Origin of the sequence: Leifsonia sp. NPDC056824 (assembly GCF_042789575.1) — a bacterium.
Classification (GTDB): domain Bacteria; phylum Actinomycetota; class Actinomycetes; order Actinomycetales; family Microbacteriaceae; genus Leifsonia.
Genome location: NZ_JBHUAV010000001.1, coordinates 29,273 through 46,393 on the forward strand (window position 1 = coordinate 29,273; position 17,121 = coordinate 46,393).

22 protein-coding genes are annotated in these 17,121 nt (G+C 71.4%); 11 read left to right on the plus strand and 11 right to left on the minus strand.

Translation table 11 applies throughout. The features are described 5' to 3' along the window. Positions 1-13: 13 nt before the first annotated feature. Together ACFRFH_RS00145 and ACFRFH_RS00150 are read right to left on the minus strand one after the other, a co-directional pair. Entirely contained in the window at positions 14-1,285 is a 1,272-nt protein-coding gene (locus tag ACFRFH_RS00145; protein WP_382461011.1) for an MFS transporter, read from the minus strand. Next, positions 1,282-1,905, minus strand: coding sequence for an ArsR/SmtB family transcription factor (locus ACFRFH_RS00150; protein WP_382461012.1), 624 nt, complete (start codon positions 1,903-1,905; stop codon positions 1,282-1,284). The genes ACFRFH_RS00145 and ACFRFH_RS00150 overlap by 4 nt, the downstream gene beginning before the upstream one ends. Positions 1,906-1,987: 82 nt before the next feature. Here ACFRFH_RS00150 and ACFRFH_RS00155 point away from each other — a divergent pair, with 82 nt between their 5' ends. The 5 genes from ACFRFH_RS00155 to ACFRFH_RS00175 all read left to right on the plus strand — a co-directional run bounded on the left by ACFRFH_RS00155 (position 1,988) and on the right by ACFRFH_RS00175 (position 7,020). Further along, entirely contained in the window at positions 1,988-3,433 is a 1,446-nt protein-coding gene (locus ACFRFH_RS00155) for an MDR family MFS transporter (RefSeq protein ID WP_382461013.1), read from the plus strand. Positions 3,434-3,587: 154 nt separating this feature from the next. Then, a complete protein-coding gene (locus ACFRFH_RS00160) occupies positions 3,588-4,316 on the plus strand; it encodes a FadR/GntR family transcriptional regulator (RefSeq protein WP_382461014.1) in 729 nt (242 codons plus the stop codon). Between the two features lie 10 nt (positions 4,317-4,326). Then, on the plus strand, positions 4,327-5,595 hold the full coding sequence (locus ACFRFH_RS00165; RefSeq protein ID WP_382461015.1) for an alpha-hydroxy-acid oxidizing protein: 1,269 nt from the start codon (positions 4,327-4,329) through the stop codon (positions 5,593-5,595). A 172-nt stretch (positions 5,596-5,767) separates the two neighbouring features. After that, positions 5,768-6,592: a DsbA family protein gene (locus ACFRFH_RS00170; RefSeq protein WP_382461016.1), complete on the plus strand. Its 825-nt coding sequence runs from the start codon at positions 5,768-5,770 to the stop codon at positions 6,590-6,592. 86 nt (positions 6,593-6,678) lie between these two features. Next, positions 6,679-7,020 (plus strand): hypothetical protein, encoded by a 342-nt coding sequence (locus tag ACFRFH_RS00175; protein ID WP_382461017.1) that lies wholly within the window; start codon positions 6,679-6,681, stop codon positions 7,018-7,020. Here the strand turns inward: ACFRFH_RS00175 and ACFRFH_RS00180 are convergent. Continuing rightward, on the minus strand, positions 7,017-7,607 hold the full coding sequence (locus ACFRFH_RS00180; RefSeq protein ID WP_382461018.1) for a TetR/AcrR family transcriptional regulator: 591 nt from the start codon (positions 7,605-7,607) through the stop codon (positions 7,017-7,019). The genes ACFRFH_RS00175 and ACFRFH_RS00180 overlap by 4 nt on opposite strands. 131 nt (positions 7,608-7,738) lie before the next feature. Between ACFRFH_RS00180 and ACFRFH_RS00185 the strand changes: the two genes are divergently transcribed. Genes ACFRFH_RS00185 through ACFRFH_RS00195 form a run of 3 tightly spaced genes read left to right on the plus strand, consistent with a single transcriptional unit; the run spans position 7,739 to position 9,653 of the window. Next, on the plus strand, positions 7,739-8,335 hold the full coding sequence (locus tag ACFRFH_RS00185) for a DUF6230 family protein (protein WP_382461019.1): 597 nt from the start codon (positions 7,739-7,741) through the stop codon (positions 8,333-8,335). Beyond that, positions 8,326-8,943, plus strand: coding sequence for a DUF6114 domain-containing protein (locus ACFRFH_RS00190; RefSeq protein ID WP_382461020.1), 618 nt, complete (start codon positions 8,326-8,328; stop codon positions 8,941-8,943). Before ACFRFH_RS00185 ends, ACFRFH_RS00190 begins: the two co-directional genes overlap by 10 nt. Then, positions 8,940-9,653: a hypothetical protein gene (locus ACFRFH_RS00195; protein WP_382461021.1), complete on the plus strand. Its 714-nt coding sequence runs from the start codon at positions 8,940-8,942 to the stop codon at positions 9,651-9,653. The genes ACFRFH_RS00190 and ACFRFH_RS00195 overlap by 4 nt, the downstream gene beginning before the upstream one ends. Before the next feature lie 99 nt (positions 9,654-9,752). Here ACFRFH_RS00195 and ACFRFH_RS00200 read toward each other — a convergent pair whose 3' ends face one another. After that, entirely contained in the window at positions 9,753-10,352 is a 600-nt protein-coding gene (locus tag ACFRFH_RS00200) for a DUF1992 domain-containing protein (protein ID WP_382461022.1), read from the minus strand. Positions 10,353-10,481: 129 nt separating this feature from the next. On the opposite strand from ACFRFH_RS00200, the gene ACFRFH_RS00205 reads away from it, so the two are divergent. After that, the gene (locus ACFRFH_RS00205; protein ID WP_382461023.1) at positions 10,482-11,564 is read left to right on the plus strand and encodes an epoxide hydrolase family protein; all 1,083 of its coding nucleotides are present in this window, start codon (positions 10,482-10,484) and stop codon (positions 11,562-11,564) included. A 197-nt stretch (positions 11,565-11,761) separates the two neighbouring features. Here the strand turns inward: ACFRFH_RS00205 and ACFRFH_RS00210 are convergent, their stop codons facing one another. Then, a complete protein-coding gene (locus ACFRFH_RS00210; RefSeq protein ID WP_382458966.1) occupies positions 11,762-11,965 on the minus strand; it encodes a cold-shock protein in 204 nt (67 codons plus the stop codon). Between the two features lie 90 nt (positions 11,966-12,055). Here ACFRFH_RS00210 and ACFRFH_RS00215 point away from each other — a divergent pair, with 90 nt between their 5' ends. After that, on the plus strand, positions 12,056-12,304 hold the full coding sequence (locus ACFRFH_RS00215; RefSeq protein WP_382461024.1) for a helix-turn-helix domain-containing protein: 249 nt from the start codon (positions 12,056-12,058) through the stop codon (positions 12,302-12,304). A gap of 22 nt (positions 12,305-12,326) precedes the next feature. Here the strand turns inward: ACFRFH_RS00215 and ACFRFH_RS00220 are convergent, their stop codons facing one another. After that, positions 12,327-12,482 carry a hypothetical protein gene (locus ACFRFH_RS00220; RefSeq protein WP_382461025.1) on the minus strand — a complete coding sequence of 52 codons (156 nt, stop codon included), beginning with the start codon at positions 12,480-12,482 and terminating at the stop codon, positions 12,327-12,329. Between the two features lie 283 nt (positions 12,483-12,765). Here ACFRFH_RS00220 and ACFRFH_RS00225 point away from each other — a divergent pair, with 283 nt between their 5' ends. Continuing rightward, positions 12,766-13,158 carry a hypothetical protein gene (locus ACFRFH_RS00225; RefSeq protein ID WP_382461026.1) on the plus strand — a complete coding sequence of 131 codons (393 nt, stop codon included), beginning with the start codon at positions 12,766-12,768 and terminating at the stop codon, positions 13,156-13,158. A gap of 41 nt (positions 13,159-13,199) precedes the next feature. Here ACFRFH_RS00225 and ACFRFH_RS00230 read toward each other — a convergent pair whose 3' ends face one another. From ACFRFH_RS00230 to ACFRFH_RS00250, 5 genes are all read right to left on the minus strand, one after another. Beyond that, positions 13,200-13,667 (minus strand): DUF4279 domain-containing protein, encoded by a 468-nt coding sequence (locus ACFRFH_RS00230; RefSeq protein WP_382461027.1) that lies wholly within the window; start codon positions 13,665-13,667, stop codon positions 13,200-13,202. A 74-nt stretch (positions 13,668-13,741) separates the two neighbouring features. Continuing rightward, positions 13,742-14,083, minus strand: a complete 342-nt coding sequence (locus ACFRFH_RS00235) for a YciI family protein (protein WP_382461028.1) — start codon at positions 14,081-14,083, stop codon at positions 13,742-13,744. A 53-nt stretch (positions 14,084-14,136) separates the two neighbouring features. After that, positions 14,137-14,718 (minus strand): hypothetical protein, encoded by a 582-nt coding sequence (locus ACFRFH_RS00240; RefSeq protein WP_382461029.1) that lies wholly within the window; start codon positions 14,716-14,718, stop codon positions 14,137-14,139. 107 nt (positions 14,719-14,825) lie between these two features. Beyond that, positions 14,826-15,608 carry an SDR family NAD(P)-dependent oxidoreductase gene (locus ACFRFH_RS00245; protein WP_382461030.1) on the minus strand — a complete coding sequence of 261 codons (783 nt, stop codon included), beginning with the start codon at positions 15,606-15,608 and terminating at the stop codon, positions 14,826-14,828. Between the two features lie 52 nt (positions 15,609-15,660). After that, positions 15,661-17,109 (minus strand): FAD-dependent monooxygenase, encoded by a 1,449-nt coding sequence (locus tag ACFRFH_RS00250; RefSeq protein ID WP_382461031.1) that lies wholly within the window; start codon positions 17,107-17,109, stop codon positions 15,661-15,663. Between the last annotated feature and the right edge of the window lie 12 nt (positions 17,110-17,121).

A 17,121-nucleotide genomic window follows, 5' to 3' on the forward strand; every position in this document is an offset into this window, starting at 1 on the left:
CGTCGGGCGGGCGTCAGGAGGGCGTCGACCGGGAGGCGGCCGGCTCGGGCACGGCCTCCGCGGTCGTGCGGCGGCCGCCGAGGAAGAGCAGTGCGATCACACCGCACAGCAGGTAGAGGGAGGCCTGCACGTCGAGGACGTGCACAGCGCCGACCGAGCCCGCGACGAGCCCGGCCACCAGGAGTCCGACGCCCTGCGCCGCGCCGGAGATCGTCCTCACCGCTGCGATCACCCGGCCGAGGGCTGCGCGCGGCGTGACCGTCTGCACGAGGGTGATCTCACCCGTCTCGGTCGCGACCGCGGGCAGGCCCATCGCGATGAACAGCCCCGCGTAGACCCAGACGGCCGTGGTGACGGGCGCCAGGTTCCAGGTCAGCAGCGAGAGCGCGCCGAACACCAGGTAGCCGACGCCGATCAGCGGCCGCGGCGCGACCCGGCGCACGAGCAGCCCGGCGAGGAGGCCGCCGAGCACGCCGCCGATCGCCTGGACGCCGCGCAGGATGCCGACCTCGGTGTCCCCGGCATGCAGGTTCTCGGTGACGTAGACGATGAAGAGGACGAGGAAGACGCCCTGCGCGAGGCTGCCGATCACGGCGATGACCGTGACGGTCGCGAGCTCGCGGCTGCGGACGATGGTGGCGATGCCCTCCACCCACTCCCGCAGCAGGCGACGCTCGACGGCGGGCGCGGACTCCTCCCCCGGCTCCGGCACGCGCGGCGGCAGCGGGCGGGTGAACGCGACGAGCAGGGCGGTCACGACGAACGAGACCGCGTCCACGATCACGACGCCGGGGAGGCCGGACACCGCGAACGCGAGACCGCCGAGCGGCGAGCCGACCAGCCGGGCGAGGTTGTCGCTGATCGCGAGCAGCGCGTTGCCGCGACCGAGCTCGTCGGGCGTCAGCAGGCGCGGCACCATCGACTGGCGGGCCGGGTTCATGATGGCGCCGAGGCAGGCCTCCACCGCCGCGACCGCGTAGACGATGCCCATCCGGTCCGGGCCGGCGGCGAGCAGCGGCAGGAGCACGAGCCCTTGCAGGAGCGCGGTCACGACCATGGTGCGCCGCGGGTCCCAGCGGTCGACCAGCACGCCGAGGAAGGTGCCGGCCAGCAGCATCGGGATGAGCTCGGCGAGGAAGACGGTCGAGGCGCCGAGTGCCGAGCCGGTCGCGGAGAACGCGAACAGCGGCAGGGCGATCATCAGCAGCCAGTCGCCGGTGTCGGAGACGAGGCCGGCCGACCAGATCAGGGCGTAGTCGCGGCGGAGGAGCGGGGAGCGGGTCATGATGCGCCGCCCTCATCGGACGCGGCCGGCTCGTCCGGGTGCCGGAAGGCGTTGAGGCCCAGCACGACCACCGAGCTGTCGTCCGGGGCGTCCGAGCGGGTGAGCGCGATGTACGGGCGGATGAGCGCGTCCAGCTTCTCCCCCAGCTCGCGCAGCTCCTCGGGCGCGATCCGCAGCGCGTAGCCGGAGAGGATGCTCGCCTCCCGCCACTCGGTCGGAACGCTGTCGCGCTGCGCGATCGAGCGGTGCAGGCGGGCGGCGTCCTCGTCGATCTGGTGGTCGGCGAAGAAGCGCTCGACGGTGTCTACGCCGAACTGCATCGCCGGGTCCTCCGTGCGGCCGAGCGTGAGTCCGGTGGCCGTGGACTGCCAGGGCCGCTCGCGGCCGTCGTCGGCCTCCACCCGCTCCACCAGCCCGAACTTGGCCAGGGCGCGCAAGTGGTAGCTGCAATTGGAGGGCGTGGAGCCGACCGCCTCGGCGCACTCGCTCGCGGTGCTCGCACCGAACGACATCAGATGGTCGAGCAGCGCGATCCGGAGCGGGTGCGCGAGCGCCCGGAGCGCCCGCGGGTCGGTGACCGTGCGGCGGTCCTCCGGGCGACCTCCCGATATGAAAGACATGTTTCAGATTGTGCGCGCTCCGTTCTTTCACGTCAAGTCGGATGCGGGGAATGATCCCGACCGGGGGCTGTTGTTCACAGAGATGAACGAAATCACCCGGGCAAGCGTCGGCTTCCGCTCCGAGCGGGGACCGATCCTGATCGCACTCATGCTGACGACCGGACTGGTCGCCATCGACGCGACCATCCTCGCCACCGCCGTCCCCTCGATCGTGCGCGACCTGGGCGGCTTCGCGCAGTTCCCGTGGCTGTTCTCCATCTACCTGCTGGCGCAGGCGGTCTCCGTGCCGGTCTACGCCAAGCTGTCCGACACCGTCGGGCGCAAGCCCATCGTGCTGGCGGGCATCGGCCTGTTCTTCCTGGGCTCGGTGCTCTGCGGTTTCGCCTGGAGCATGCCGGCGCTCATCGCATTCCGCGCCCTGCAGGGGCTCGGCGCCGGCGCCATCCAGCCGATGTCGATGACGATCGCCGGCGACATCTACACGGTGGCCGAGCGCGCCAAGACCCAGGGCTACCTCGCGAGCGTGTGGGCGATCTCGTCCGTCGTCGGCCCGACCCTCGGCGGCCTGTTCTCGCAGTTCCTCTCGTGGCGGTGGATCTTCTTCGTCAACGTGCCGCTCTGCGTCCTGGCGGCGTGGATGCTGATCCGCAGCTTCCACGAGAGCATCGAGCCCAAGAAGCACCGCATCGACTACGCGGGGTCCCTGCTGCTGACCGCCGGGATGTCGCTGATCATCCTCGCGGTGCTGGAGGGCGGGCAGGCCTGGGCGTGGGACTCCGTCTGGAGCATCGGCGCGTTCGCGCTCGGCGCTCTCCTGCTGGTCGCCTTCGCCGTCGTCGAGCACCGCGCGGCCGAGCCGGTCATGCCGCTGTGGGTGTTCTCGCGCCGGCTGCTGGTGACGACCACGCTCATCTCGCTCGGCATCGGCGCCATCCTGATCGGCCTCACCTCGTACGTGCCGACCTATCTGGAGGCGACGGTCGGCGCGCCCCCGCTGGTCGCCGGACTCGCGGTCGCGGCGCTGACGCTCGGCTGGCCGATCGCGGCGAGCATCTCCGGACGGTTCTACCTGCGGATCGGCTTCCGCAGCACCGCCCTGCTCGGCACCAGCATCACGATCCTCGGGACGATCATCCTGGCGGCGACGAGCGTGCACCCGAGCGTGCTCTTCGTGGCGGTGAGCTGCTTCGTCGTCGGGCTCGGGATGGGCCTCGTCGCGACGCCGACGCTGATCGCGGCGCAGTCGAGCGTCGCCTGGAGCGAGCGCGGCGTGGTCACCGGGACCAACATGTTCGCCCGGTCGATCGGCAGCGCAGTGGGCGTCGCGGTCTTCGGCGCCATCGCGAACGCGATCATCCTCTCCAGCACGGGCGGGGCGCACTCGCCCACGGCCGTGCAGGGCGCGTCGACCGCGGTGTTCACGGCGGTGGCCGTCGTCGCGGCGCTGACCATCGTGGCGGGCGTCGCGATGCCGCGCTCGCGCGTGGAGGACGTGGAGTTCCGCGGCGCCGCAGCTCCCGCCGAGTAGGCGACCCACCCGCGTCATCGAGGGACGCAACACGCCGTTCCGGCCCGCCGCCGGCGGCGTGTTGCGTCCCCGCTGTGCGTCGAGGGCACGGCGGCGGCGTGATAACGTGTGGTCGGACCATGTGGTCCGACCACAGAGGGACGAGGAGGCCGCGGTGACGCCAGAGCCGAAGGCGTGGGAGAGCGTGCTCGCCCGCATCGAGGAGCGCCTGGTCGACGGCCGGCTGCGGCCCGGCGACCATCTGCGTCCCGAGCGCGCGCTGGCTGCCGAGTTCGGCGTCGCGCGCTCCAGCGTTCGCGAGGCCATCCGGGTGCTGGAGGCGATGGGCCTGGTCCGCACCCAGACCGGCTCGGGACCGAGCTCCGGCGCGATCATCGTGGCGCGGCCGCTCGGCGGGATGCAGGCGCTGATGCGCCTCCAGGTCGCCGCCAGCGGGTTCCCGGTCGCCGACGTGGTCAGCACGCGACTGCTGCTGGAGTCGTCGGTCGCGGGCGAACTCGCCGAACGCGGGTCCGCCGACCTCGCCGACGCCCGCCAGCTCCTCGACGCGATGGACGACCCCGCCCTCACCGCGCAGGAGTTCCTGGCACTCGACGCGCAGTTCCACCTCGCCCTCGCGGAGGCGGCGGGCAACACCGTCGTCGCCACGATGATGGCCGGCCTCCGCAGCTCGATCGAGGGTTACGTGCTCGCCGGCGCCGAGCGCATCCCGGACTGGGAGGTCATGGCCGCCCGGCTCCGCGCCGAGCACCGCGGCGTGATCGACGCCATCGACGCCGGCGACCCGGCGGCGGCGCGCACCCGCGTCCACGACCACATCAGCGGCTATTACCGCGACGCCTCCCCCACGCACCCCCTGTCCCCGTCCACCGACGCACGTTAGGCACACGAACATGGTCACCCGCCAACTCCCCAAGCCCGCCGAGCTGTTCGAGCTCCTGTCGTTCAAGAAGCCGGAGCTCGACGCGAAGAAGCGCCGGCTGAACGCCGCGCTCACGATCGAGGACCTGCGCGCGATCGCGAAGCGCCGCACGCCGAAGGCCGCCTTCGACTACACCGAGGGCGCCGCGGAGGGCGAGCTGTCGCTGGCCCGCGCCCGGCAGGCGTTCCAGGACATCGAGTTCCACCCGTCGATCCTGCGCGACGTCTCCACGGTGGACACCTCGTGCGAGATCTGGGGCGGTCCGTCGGCGATGCCGTTCGGGATCGCGCCCACCGGCTTCACCCGGCTGATGCAGACCGAGGGCGAGGTGGCCGGCGCGGGAGCCGCGGGCGCCGCGGGCATCCCGTTCACGCTCTCGACCCTCGGCACGACCTCCATCGAGGGCGTGAAGGCGGCCAACCCGGCCGGCCGCAACTGGTTCCAGCTCTACGTGATGCGCGACCGCGAGATCTCGTACGAGCTCGTGCGCCGCGCCGCCGCGAACGGCTTCGACACCCTGTTCTTCACGGTCGACACCCCCGTCGCCGGCGCCCGCCTGCGCGACAAGCGCAACGGCTTCTCCATCCCGCCGCAGCTCACCCTCGGCACGATCGTCAACGCGATCCCGCGGCCGTGGTGGTGGTACGACTTCCTCACCACGCCCAAGCTGGAGTTCGCGTCGCTGTCCTCCACCGGCGGCACCGTCGGCGAGCTGCTCGACGCGGCGATGGACCCGTCCATCAGCTTCGCCGACCTCGACATCATCCGGAGCATGTGGCCGGGCAAGATCGTCGTCAAGGGCGTGCAGAACGTCGAGGACTCGCAGAAGCTCGTCGACCTCGGCGTCGACGGCATCGTGCTCTCCAACCACGGCGGCCGCCAGCTCGACCGGGCGCCCATCCCCTTCCACCTGCTGCCGAAGGTCGTGGAGGCCGTCGGCGACCGCACCGAGGTCGCGATCGACACCGGAATCATGAACGGCGCCGACATCGTCGCCGCGTACGCGCTCGGCGCGAAGTTCACACTGATCGGGCGCGCCTACCTGTACGGGCTGATGGCGGGCGGCCGCGCGGGCGTCGACCGCACAATCCAGATCCTGTCCGACCAGGTCGTCCGCACGATGAAGCTGCTGGAGGTGCCGGCCCTCGCCGACCTCACGCCGGCGCATGTGACGCAGCTGCAGCGGCTGATCCCCGTAGCGTCGACCGGCGCGTCGACCGGCACGAGCGCCCGAATCTGACCAGGGCTCCAGCGGGTGCTCGGCGCATCCAAAGCTTTTGCCAATACGCTTGCTTCTCGGATACCGTCCCCCTTTCTCGAATGGAATGACCTGTATGGCTGCTACGGGCAGAGGCGCCTCGACCCCGACGAAGAACGATCGCCGAGCCGAGGCACGCGAGACCGCTCGCCGGATGCGCGAGGAGGCCGCGAAGAAGGCCAAGCGGCGCAAGATCATCGTGCAGAGCTCGGTGATCGTCGGTGTGATCGCGGTGCTCACGGTCATCGGCCTCATCATCTTCACCAGCGTCGGCGGAACCACCAGCGTCGCCAACCCGAAGAACATGCTCAGCGGCGGCCTGCAGCTCACCGCGTCGGACAAGGCGGTCACGACCCCGGCGATCGCGCCGGGCGCCAAGCCGACGCCGACGAAGCAGACGCTCGACGGCAAGACCGCGCACATCCAGATCTGGCTCGACTACCAGTGCCCGTTCTGCGACCAGTTCGAGACCACCAACGCGGCGCAGATGAAGCAGTGGATGGCAGACGGCTCGGCGACGCTCGAGATCCACCCGGTCGCGATCCTCGACTCCAGCACGAACAACCAGTACTCGACCCGTGCCGCGGCGGCGATGTCGTGTGTGGCGAACTACGAGCCGGACAAGTACTTCGACCTCAACAGCGCGCTGTACGCCAACCAGCCGGACGAGCAGACCGGCTCCGGCCTCACCAACGCGAAGATGCTGTCGCTGTTCAAGACCGGGGGCGTCAGCTCCTCCGCGGTCACCGACTGCGTGAACAAGCAGACGTTCGCGAAGTTCGTCACCGACCGCACGAACGAGGCGGTGTCGAACTCGCAGCTCAAGAACCCGACGTCCGGCGGCTTCGGCACGCCGACCGTGTTCGTGAACGGCGAGCGCTACCAGGGCGGCTTCACCGACGCGTCCCAGTTCGCGGCCTTCGTCGCCGCGGCGGTCAAGGACGCCGGCTCCAGCGGCACGTACAGCTTCCCGAAGTAACGACCTCCCCGTCCCCTCTCCTGCTGCGCCCGCCCGCGGGTGTACGTTCGGCCCGAACAGGCCGGATCGCAGGAGAGGGGACGAGCATGGACGACCGCATCCCGGAGGACGGCGCGGACGGGCCGGAGATCGGCGACTCCGACGCCGGCGACACGGCCGGCTGGGTGGACCCCCGCGACGGCGAGGTCGACTACGCGTTGGACGACCCGATCGCCGAGGCCGACTTCGCCGACGAGCTGGTGACGAACGACGGCGTGGCCGGCGAGACCGTCTGGGACGGCCCCGGCGACGGCAACGACGGGCCGACCGGCGGGCAGACCGGCGGGCAGACCCGGGAGGCCGAGCCCTACTACGACGAGCACGATCCGGAGGGGAACCCGGAGGACGGCGTGCTCACCCAGGACGACCTGGACGAGGAAGGTATTTAGGCGGGAACCGCCTCCACCACCCCGTTCGCGCTGCGCTCCAGGAAGGCGACGATGTCGCCCGACGGGAGGTCGGTGCCGATCGCGCTCGAGACCAGCACGTCCTCCGCGAACGCGATCCACGAGCGCAGGCCGATCCGCAGCAGCGGGGTGTCCGTCGCGCCGAGTTCGAGGAACACCGCGAGGATGCGGTCGGCCTGCTCGGCCCGCGCCTCCTCGATCACCACGCGGACCTCCTCGTCGCCGCTCGCGACGCCGCGGACTAGCGAGTAGAAGGTGCCGCTGTACTCGCGCACGAACGCGACGATGCGCGTCAGGGTGTCATGCAGGCGCTCGCGCGGCGGCAGCTCGGGGACGGGCTCCGTGGCGTGGAGCATGCTGTCGCGAGCCGTCCGGACGACCTCCCGGTGCAGCCCCTGCTTCGACCCGAAGTAGTGGAACAGGAGGGCGCGCGACACCCCGGCCCGAGCCGACAGCTCCTCGATGGTGAGGGTGTCGAGGGGCCCGTCGGCGAGGTGCGCGACCCCGAGTGCGACGAGCTGCGCCCGGCGCTCGTCCGGGGTGAGCCGGGTGCGCCGATCGGTGTCCATGGTTCGAGCCTAGTTGCGGAACGGTCTTTCCGTCCTCCATTGTGCCGACTATTGACAACCGGTCAATAGCGTCTAGTCTCGTCGTGGGAACGACCGCACCGCCGCTGTCAAGCCCCCGAACAGGAGGATCGATGAAGTTCCGCAAGCTCTCCGGCTCCCACGCCGGACGCATCGTGCTCGCCGCCGTGCCCGTCGCCGTGGTGTCCACGCTGCTGATGGCCGGGGTCGCACAGGGGGCCGTCCCGGTCTCGTTCGCCGTCTCCGGCAGCCAGTTCCAGATCAGCGCGTCGAAGCTCGACGGCACCGGCTTCTCGCAGTACGCCGGCGTCGCGCCGGACACCGCGGGCAAGCAGCACCAGGTCGCGATCGCCAACATCAAGTCGGCCACGCTCGCCGACCTCTGCCAGTCGGTCGTCTCGGACACGCCGCTCGGCAAGGTCGGCATCCTGATCACCGCAGGTGGCGGCGGCAACCCGGCCAGCGCCTCCGACCTCCAGATCGGCATGACCGACCTCGCCGGTGACGCGCAGTTCCACAACATCCGCATCGGCGTCGACGCCTCGACGGTCAACACGGCCGCCAAGGGCAGCGCGGGCGACTTCGCCCAGGACGCCGACACGGTCACGATCAACAACCTCAAGCAGACCGCGTGGAGCACGCAGGCCTCGGTCTTCTCGCTCACCGGCATGCATGTGCAGCTCACGGACGGATCGAAGGGATGCTTCTGAGCCGCCAGGGGACGAGGCACGCGATGGTCGAGCCGGAGGTGGGGATGCCCGAGGATTCGGAGACGGCAGCGGAGCCGGAGACGGCAGCGGAGCCGGAGGCCGCCTGGGAGCCTGAGTTCGCAGCGGAGGACGAGACCGCCGTGGAGCCCGCCCCGTCCGACGACCGGAGCGCCAGGGAGCGGTTCCGCGCCTGGCGCCGCGAGCGCCCGTTCACCGGCGGACTGCTGACCGCGCTCGGCGGCATCGAGATGTTCTTCTCCGGGCAACTCGACATCGGCCGCATCCACGTCCAGCTCGGGATCGAGGGACTGCAGGCGACGATCATCCCGATCCTGCTCGTGCTGCTCGGCATCCTGATCGTGGCGATGCCCGCGCACCGGATCTTCTACGGCGTGATCGCGCTCGCCATCGCGGTGTACTCGCTCGTCGGCGTCAACCTCGGCGGCTTCTTCATCGGGATGCTGCTGAGCACTGTCGGCGGAGTGCTCTCGGTGGCGTGGATGCCGCTGGGGCAGCGCGGCGAACGGCGTCTGCGTGGCCGTCGCCGCCGCAGAGCCGCGCTCGCTGCCGACGACTCGGCCGATGACGCGGCGGAGGAGCCCGCGTGAAGGCCCGCAGAGGTCCCGCCGGCGTCGCACTGGCGGCCGGTCTCGCGCTCGCCGGCGCGCTGACCGGGCTCGGCGCGACCCCGGTGCCCGCCCACGCCTCGCGCACGGCGGCGCCCGCCTCCCTCTGCCTTCCGATCTTCAGCTCGTGCGACCCGTCGACGCCGACGCCGTCGCCGTCATCGGGCGCGCCCTCCCCTGCTCTGCCGCTGCCCGGCCTCCCGAGCGCGCCGGGCACGCCCGTGACCGGCAGCGCGACGCCGGCCCCCGTGCCGACGCCCGCCTCCCCGGACGGCGCAGCGCCCGTCTTCACCCAGCCGCCCGCGCAGCTCGGCAGCAACTCGCTGTCGTTCACCGGGCTCAAGGGCGCCACCGTCGTGACGGTCGCGATGGCGGACGGCAGCCGCATCCCGGTGATCAAGATCTCGGCGGACACCATCACGATCCAGGGCTTCAGCCTCAACGTCCGCAAGCAGACCGGGCCGGTGCTGCTCACGACCGCGGACACGATGACGCTGAGCGGGAACGTGCAGGTCTACCTCGACTCGGCGACCGCCACCCTCCCGGACGGCACGCCGCTCACCCTCGGCGCGTCGACGCCGCCGCCGAACAGCGGCCTGCCGCCGCAGCTGCTGCGGGTCACGCTCGGCCTCGTCGGCGCCACCGCCGACTCGATCGTCTACACCAACACCAAGCAGCACCTCTCGGAGTAGCCCCGCGAGGGGTCGTGACACGCCGCTGTCCGCATCGGACAGCGGCGTGTTGCGTCCCCTGGTTCGCGGAGAAGGGGCTCGCGGAGAGGGAGCGCGCGGTCAGCGGCCCTTGCGCTGCCGCCGCCGCTCGCGTCGGCTGAGCGCCGCCAGCGCCTCCGCCTCCGCTCGCCGGTTCGCCTCGGCCTCGCGGAGGCGCGCGTCGCGGCGCTCGGTCCAGCGGGCGACCTCCTCGTCGGCGTCGCGGGTCGGCGTGACGACGGGAGGGCCGCCCTGGAGCTGCCGCCTGGCGTTCACCACCCGGCGGTTGAAGTCGGCGACGTGCTCTCGCACCGCCCCCTCGGAGCCGAGCCGGTCGAGCCTCGCGTCGAACTCGGCGTGCTCGGTGCGCAGCGTGAGGGCGGGAGGGCCGAGGCCGGTGAGCTGCTCGCGCTCGATCTTGCGGCGGATCCACCAGTCCGGGTCGTGCGTGCCGGTGAGCCCGGGCAGCGGCTTGCCCGCGCCGGGGAGGTCGTCGAACTCGCCGCGCCGGATCGCCTGCTGGATCGCGTTCTCGATCACATGCGAGCGCTGGTCCATCGTCGGCTGGCCCGCGTTGACCTCCTCGACCTCCTCGCCGCGCGCCTCGGCCTCGCGACGCAGGCGGTAGCGCGCAGCCTCCACCTTCGCGTCGGGCTCGGGGCGCAGGCTGTCGTCGGCCATGCGACCAGCCTACGACGGCGCCGTCGACGCCTCCACCACCGCCGAGGGGCACGTAAACGCCCCTAAAACCGTGTTTTAGGGGCGTTTACGTGCCCTTCGACGGTCGGAGGGTGGGGATAGCGTGGGTGCATGGAGGCGTTTCGGATCAGTGTGCCCGACGATGTACTCGCCGACCTCGACCGCCGGCTGGCGGCGACCATCCTGCCGGGGAGGACGCCGGGGCCGGACTGGTCCAACGGGATCCCGCCCGAGGTGCTGGGCGGCCTGCTCGAGCGGTGGCGCGACGGGTACGACTGGCGGGAGGCCGAGCGGCGGCTGAACCGCTTCGAGCAGTTCGTCGTGCCGGTCGACGGCTGCGATGTCCACGTCGTCGTCGCCCGCGGCCGCCGGTCCGGCCGGCTCCCCGTCGTGGTCACGCACGGCTGGCCCTACTCGTTCACCACGATGCTGCCGCTGGTCGACGCCCTCGACGGCGAGCTGGATGTCGTGGTGCCCTCCCTGCCCGGCTACGGCTTCTCGGGAGTCCTCCCGTCCGGCTTCTCCTCGGCCACCGTCGCCGACCGGTGGGACGCGCTCATGACGACCCACCTCGGCTACGAGCGCTACCTGACCTATGGGGAGGACGTGGGCGCGGGCGTCAGCGACTGGCTGGCCGGCGCGCATCCCGCGGTCGCGGGCATCGTGGCCAGCCACGCGTCCTTCTCCGGGCGCAGCCGGCCCGGCGTGGAACTCGACGACGCCGAGCGGGCCTTCCTCGCCTCGGTCGCGACGCCCGCCGAGTCCGGGTACGCGCACCAGATGGGCACGCGGCCCGACACGCTCGCGGCGGCGCTGGTCGACTCCCCCAGCGGACTGCTGGCGTGGATCAGCGAGAAGGTCGCGGCCTGGAGCGACGGCGACGGCCTGGCGGCGTTCGACCCGGACGACGTCCTCACGAACGTCATGGTCTACTGGGTCACCCGCTCGATCGGCACGAGCTTCCGGCCGTACTGCGAATCACCGAACGACGACGACCTCCACCCGGTCGTGCAGGCGCCGGCGAGCATCCTCATCCAGACTCACGAGTCGGCGTACCCGCGCTCGCTGGCCGAGAAGAGCTACGCCGACATCCGCTCGTTCGCCAGGCTGACGCAGGGCGGCCACTTCACGGCATGGGAGAACCCGGCCGCCGTGGCGGAGGCGATCCTGGCGCTGGAGGCAGCGGTCCGCTGAAATCCGTGCCGCAACCCGGTTGACAACCGGTAGGGCACGGATAATGTGTGCACTAAGCAACCGGATGGCAGGCCGAACCGTATGGGGACGGGCGGCTGTACTGCGTTCCCGGTGGGCGATGGCCCGGCCTGTGGCAGGCCGGGCCATCTCCCGGCTTCCCGCTCAGCGGGAGGCCGGATCTCTCAGTCTGACTGCTGTCAGAGCGGTCGGATGTTGGAGGCCTGCATCCCCTTCGGCCCCTGGGTCAGGTCGTACTCGACCTTCTGGTTCTCCTCGAGCGTGCGGTAGCCCTGCGAGGAGATCTCGCTGAAGTGGGCGAAGACGTCGGCACTGCCGTCATCCGGGGCGATGAACCCGAACCCCTTCTCTGCGTTGAACCATTTGACGGTGCCTGTAGCCATCGTTTTCTTCCTTCGTCGTCTTCTCCGAACACTCGATCGAGCGCACGGCACTGCCAGGCTACTCTCCGCGGGCTTGTTAGCATTCATCGCGTGCACTCGGAAAGTAACGCGATCGCCGACCGGATCGGCGAGAACATCCGCGGACGGCGGGAACAGCTGCTCTTCACGCTGGACGAGCTGGCCCGGCGCGCCGAGCTCCAGGAGCACACGCTCTGGCGGATCGAGCGGGGCACGATCATGCCCACCGTGCTGAATCTCGTGCACCTGGCGGACGTGCTGGAGTGCCGGCCGGGCGAGCTGCTGCACGGGGTGTCGGCGACGATGGACGAGGCCTCCTGAAGCCCTGTCGCCCGAGCCGCGCTCAGTCGTAGCCGAGGATGACCACGTCGGCGTCGCTGCGGAAGCCGCCGCCGTGCCCGCCGATCCCGAGCGCGCCGCCGAGCCCGAGGGGTGCACCGGCGTGCGTTCCCTCTGCGGGGTGAACCCGGGTCCGGTCTTCGTCGACGATGGCGCTCATGTCAAGGATGGTAGGCGTGCGGCCGCGACGTCAGAATCGACACCACGTCCAATGTCCGGGCGCGGATCGACACGGTGTCCATTCGCCGGCGGCTTCTCCGCCGCCAACCTGGAGACCTCCGGGGCCGGGGAGTCCACGAACTGTTCCCCCAGAGTTTCCCGACATTCCCGATTGCCCCCTTCCTGGGGGTGGTCCGCTCGTGCCAGAATCACGGAACCCGCTGCCCGTCGGCGGTGCACCAAGGCCCGAACACGCTGACAACGACGCCACGAAGGAGAGCCTTATGACGGACATCATCGCCCCCGCCGCTGTGCGCGCCGCCCTCGACCATGCGGTCGCCGCGGCCGGGGAACGCCATCGCTACGCCTTCCCGGCCGACGGACTGGTCCGGTTCACCTGGGACGCCGAGGGGACGGAACGCGGCGACCTGATCGGCGAGGCGCTGCGCGAGCTGGCGCCCGACGTCTACGAGCACCTGGCCATCGTCGAGACGGACGACCCGGGACAGCCGGTCGAGTCGGTGCTCGACCTGGCCGAGCACGGCCTGGCCGTCCCGCTCGCCACCGTGGCGGCGCTGGACGAGGCGCGCGCGATCGAGGACGCCGGCGGCACCTGGGGCGAGGCGCTCGCCCACTTCAACGAGACCTACTTCGACTCGGCGGCGCTGGCGGGGTGAAGGCACGGGCTCGGGCGTGTTCACGCACGGCCGGGCCCGCTCTATCCGCCGTACTCGTCGCAGTCGATTTCGGCTCCGATGTTCGTGAGGAACGCGAGCGTTCGAGCATCCAGGTGCCATCCGAGCAGTTGATGCTGTCCGGCCAGCCTCGTGAGCACGTCTCCGGTCGGAGAGACGACCGAATCGAGGATCTCAGGTTCGCCGTCCTCGGCATCGAAGTCGCGGACGATCTGGAGCACCGCGTCGACGTCCTTGGTCGCGACAAGTCTCCGGACCCGATCCTCGACCGGTTGCAGGCGGCGGACGACTCGTTCGACCTGAGCGCCGACGGTAATCCCGGGTCGATCGCAGTGGAGCTGCCAGGAGTGCGCGACCGGAACCGGCGGATCGATTCTCTTACTCCCCCGCACAGTGACCACATCCGGATCGAGGCCCAGCGCTGCCGTGATCGCGTCAGCGGTGACCACCTCACTGAACAATCTGAAGTAGACGTACTGACGAATGCGCACAGGCACAGCATGGTGGGGAGTCGAGAGCGAAGCAAGCCACGACAGCAAACGTCCGCGACTCGGAGCCCCGCGCCCTACGACATCGGGTCGTACTGGAACTCGCGGACCTCCTGATCGCACCGGCACGCCGCCGCGATCTTGGCCGCCCACTCCAGCGCCGCGTCGCGGGTCGGCAGGTCGAGGATGGTGAAGCCGCCGTCCAGCAGCCGTGTCTCGGGATAGGTCCCCGGCGAGACCGTTCCGTCGCCCGACACCATCACCGGTCCGACCGCCTCGTCGATGCCGCCGCCGAAGACGTACACCCCGGCCTCCTGGGCATCCCGGATCACCGCGTGGGAGGCATCCGACACCGCCGGCAGCTCCTCCTCGGTGATGTGCATCGCTCCACTGGGGAACGAGATCATGAACTTCGTCATCGCGCGACTCCCTCGCGGTCGGGACTACGCGCGCGACTCTACTCGCGGCGTGCTCAGGCGCGCGACTCCCGGGAGGCCCGGCGGAGCGTGGTGAAGCAGCCGAGCACCGCGAACAGCAGGGCCAGCAGCACCGAGGGCAGGTACGACTGCCACATGTCCCCGTTGGTGAACAGGTTGTCCCAGAACAGGCGCCAGACCCGGTCATCGGCGAGGGCGTCGCCGAGCGGGATCTTCAGGGCGGCGACGAGGTCGACGAAGATCCCGGCGAGCAGCGACAGCACGACGGTCACCGCGACGATCGCGATGATGCCCCAGAACGCGCCTCGGGTGACCCGCGCCTTCGACCCGAACCGGTAGAGCCAGACGGCGCCGATCGCGACGCCCCAGGTGACGATCGAGGCGATAAAGCCGATGTTCCAGAGGACGGTCCAGGCGACGACGCCGGCCGGGATGATGAGCAGCGCGAGCGCGATCCCGCGGCCGACGCGCTCGGACTGGGTGAAGGGCTGAGGTGCAGGCGCGAACCCTCCGAAAGGCTCGGACGCAGTGAAGGGCACGCCGTCAACGGGAGCCGGCACGGACGGCTCGGCGCCCTCCGGCGCAGGCTGCACTCGGTCGTCGGTCGCGTCGGTCATGCTGGTTCCCCCTTTGCACGCCCCCGTGGCGCGCGCTGGACAGCCTGGCACAGCGGTCCTGCGGAAATCGATTGCGCGGCGGCCCCCAGTTCGGGGTGCGGCGCCGGTCACATCGTCGGCCGCATCCCGCCGTCGATCACCACGTCCGACCCGGTCAGGTTGCCGAGCACGGGGCTCGCGAGCATCGCCACGAGCGCGCCGACCTCCTCCGGGGTGGTGAAGCGGCCGGTGACCATGGCCTGTTCCGCGCCGTGCCGTACCTCCTCGGGGGTGCCGCCGCCGGCCGCCGACACCGTCTGGGCGACGCCGCCGTCGCCCAGCCAGAGCGCGGTGGCGACCGGACCGGGGCTGACAGAGTTGACGCGGATTCCGCGCGGCCCGAGCTCCTTCGAGAGCGACTTCGTGAAGCTGAGCAGCGCCGCCTTGGCCGCGCTGTAGTCCATCACCAGCGGGTCGGCGAGGATCGCGTTCTCGCTGACCACGTTGACGATCGCTCCGCCGTCGGGGATCAGGTCGAGCAGCGCGCGGGTGACGCGCACCGCGGCGAGCGCGTTCAGCTCGTAGGTGCGCAGCCAGTCGTCGTCGGTGATGGAGGCGAACCCGCCGGGCCGCGGTGGTGCGGAGCCGACGTTGTTGACCAGGATGTCGACCCGGCCGCCTTCGCCGGTCAGCTCGTCGCGCAACCGCACGATACCGTCCGGGTCGGAGAGGTCGGCGGGGTGGAAGCGGAAGCCGGCCGCGGCCTCCAGAGCCCGGGACTCGTCGGTCGGGGTTCGCGCGACGCCGACGACGGTCGCCCCCTCGTCGAGGAGGGCGCGGGCGGCGGCCAGCCCGATGCCGCGGCTGGCGCCGGTGACGACGGCGTGGGTGTCGGTCAGTCGAAGGTCCACGCGCGAAACCTAGTGCCTGCGCGCCGGCGACGTCCAGGGCCGACCGCGGCCGTCACTCGGGGCCGAACCACCTGCGCAGTGCCGCCGACAGCCCGTCCTGGCGGTCGCCGATCCACGCGACGTAGCCGTCCGGTCGCAGCAGCAGCGCCGGCTCACCGATCGGGAGGTCCGGGTCCGCGACCAGGCCGACCCGGTCGCCCCAGCCCGTGGCGGTCAGCCGTCCCGTCCGGTCGAGCAGGAGTCCGCGGCCGTCGCGCATCAACTCGTACAGCCGACTGTGCGGCAGCGGGAGATCGCGGAGCCGCCGTCCGAGGAGGTCAGGCCCCGCGCCGAGGGCGTAACGGATTCCCAGCCCGCTGACCTGCTCGGCGAGGAGGAGCCCGACCCCGTCGACCTCCATCAGCTCGGTGAGCAGCCGCCGCACGGCCTGCGGCCCCGGCTCGGGGTCGATGAGCACGCTCTGCGCGCGCGTCAGGGTGAGCACCTGCTCCGCCACCGGCCGCCGCTCGGTCTCGTAGCTGTCCAGGAGGCCGGCCGCCGCGCGTCCGGCGACCTCGGCCGCGAGCTTCCAGCCCAGGTTGAACGCGTCCTGGATGCCGAGGTTCAGTCCCTGCCCGCCGAGCGGCGGGTGGACGTGGGCGGCGTCGCCGGCGAGCAGAACGCGACCGACCCGGTAGCGGTCCGCGAGCCGGGTGGCGTCGGTGAACCGGGACAGCGCCCGCGGCGAGTGCGCGCCGAAGTCGGTTCCGGCATACGCGTGGAGCTGCGCCCGGAACTCGTCCAGCGTCGGCGGCACCGTGCGGTCCTCCGCGACGGAGGCCGCCGGCACGACCGCACGGAACAGCCCGTCCACCACCGGCCCGATGCCGAACCCGCGGTGCACCCTTCTGACCTCCTCCGACACCGCCGCCACCTCGTTGGCGGGCATCGTGACCTCGACCTCCCCGAGCAGCCACTCGGTGCGGGCCGGCTCGCCAGAGAAGCCGACGCCGAGCAGGCGGCGCACCGGGCTGCGGCCGCCGTCGCAGCCGACCAGCCAGCGCGACCGCAGCCGCTCGCTGTCGGCGAGCTCGACCGTGACGCCGTCCTCGTCCTGCTCGAAGCCGACGACCTCGGCCCCGCGGCGCACCTGCGCGCCCAGCTCGACGGCGTGCTCCTCCAGCAGCCGGTCGGTGACGGTCTGCGGAATGCCGAGGAGGTACGCGTGCGCGCTGTCCAGCGCCACCGGTCGCGGCGGCACGATCCCGGCGAACCGCCCGACCCCGTCGGGATACCGCCGGCCCAGCGCCAGGAAGCGCTCCAGCAGCCCGCGCATGTCGAGGATCTCCACGCTGCGCGGGTGCAGCCCGAGCGACCGGACGAGCGGGCTGCGCACCTCCTCGCGCTCCAGGACGACGACGTCGACGCCGCGCAGACGCAGCTCCGCGGCGAGCATCATGCCGGTCGGGCCGCCGCCGGCGATGGCGACGTCGTGGGTGTGCTGCTGCGTCTGCGAACTCACGCACCGACTCTA

Bases quoted from the DNA above. Each gene is read 5' to 3' on its own strand.
- ACFRFH_RS00205 (WP_382461023.1), top strand. From the start codon at position 10,482: ATGGAGGCGTTTCGGATCAGTGTGCCCGACGATGTACTCGCCGACCTC.
- ACFRFH_RS00145 (WP_382461011.1), bottom strand. From the start codon at position 1,285: ATGACCCGCTCCCCGCTCCTCCGCCGCGACTACGCCCTGATCTGGTCG.
- ACFRFH_RS00235 (WP_382461028.1), bottom strand. From the start codon at position 14,083: ATGACGAAGTTCATGATCTCGTTCCCCAGTGGAGCGATGCACATCACC.
- ACFRFH_RS00180 (WP_382461018.1), bottom strand. From the start codon at position 7,607: ATGGACACCGATCGGCGCACCCGGCTCACCCCGGACGAGCGCCGGGCG.
- ACFRFH_RS00175 (WP_382461017.1), top strand. From the start codon at position 6,679: ATGGACGACCGCATCCCGGAGGACGGCGCGGACGGGCCGGAGATCGGC.
- ACFRFH_RS00225 (WP_382461026.1), top strand. From the start codon at position 12,766: ATGACGGACATCATCGCCCCCGCCGCTGTGCGCGCCGCCCTCGACCAT.
- ACFRFH_RS00210 (WP_382458966.1), bottom strand. From the start codon at position 11,965: ATGGCTACAGGCACCGTCAAATGGTTCAACGCAGAGAAGGGGTTCGGG.
- ACFRFH_RS00190 (WP_382461020.1), top strand. From the start codon at position 8,326: ATGCTTCTGAGCCGCCAGGGGACGAGGCACGCGATGGTCGAGCCGGAG.
- ACFRFH_RS00220 (WP_382461025.1), bottom strand. From the start codon at position 12,482: ATGAGCGCCATCGTCGACGAAGACCGGACCCGGGTTCACCCCGCAGAG.
- ACFRFH_RS00165 (WP_382461015.1), top strand. From the start codon at position 4,327: ATGGTCACCCGCCAACTCCCCAAGCCCGCCGAGCTGTTCGAGCTCCTG.
- ACFRFH_RS00170 (WP_382461016.1), top strand. From the start codon at position 5,768: ATGCGCGAGGAGGCCGCGAAGAAGGCCAAGCGGCGCAAGATCATCGTG.
- ACFRFH_RS00240 (WP_382461029.1), bottom strand. From the start codon at position 14,718: ATGACCGACGCGACCGACGACCGAGTGCAGCCTGCGCCGGAGGGCGCC.
- ACFRFH_RS00150 (WP_382461012.1), bottom strand. From the start codon at position 1,905: ATGTCTTTCATATCGGGAGGTCGCCCGGAGGACCGCCGCACGGTCACC.
- ACFRFH_RS00200 (WP_382461022.1), bottom strand. From the start codon at position 10,352: ATGGCCGACGACAGCCTGCGCCCCGAGCCCGACGCGAAGGTGGAGGCT.
- ACFRFH_RS00185 (WP_382461019.1), top strand. From the start codon at position 7,739: ATGAAGTTCCGCAAGCTCTCCGGCTCCCACGCCGGACGCATCGTGCTC.
- ACFRFH_RS00155 (WP_382461013.1), top strand. From the start codon at position 1,988: ATGAACGAAATCACCCGGGCAAGCGTCGGCTTCCGCTCCGAGCGGGGA.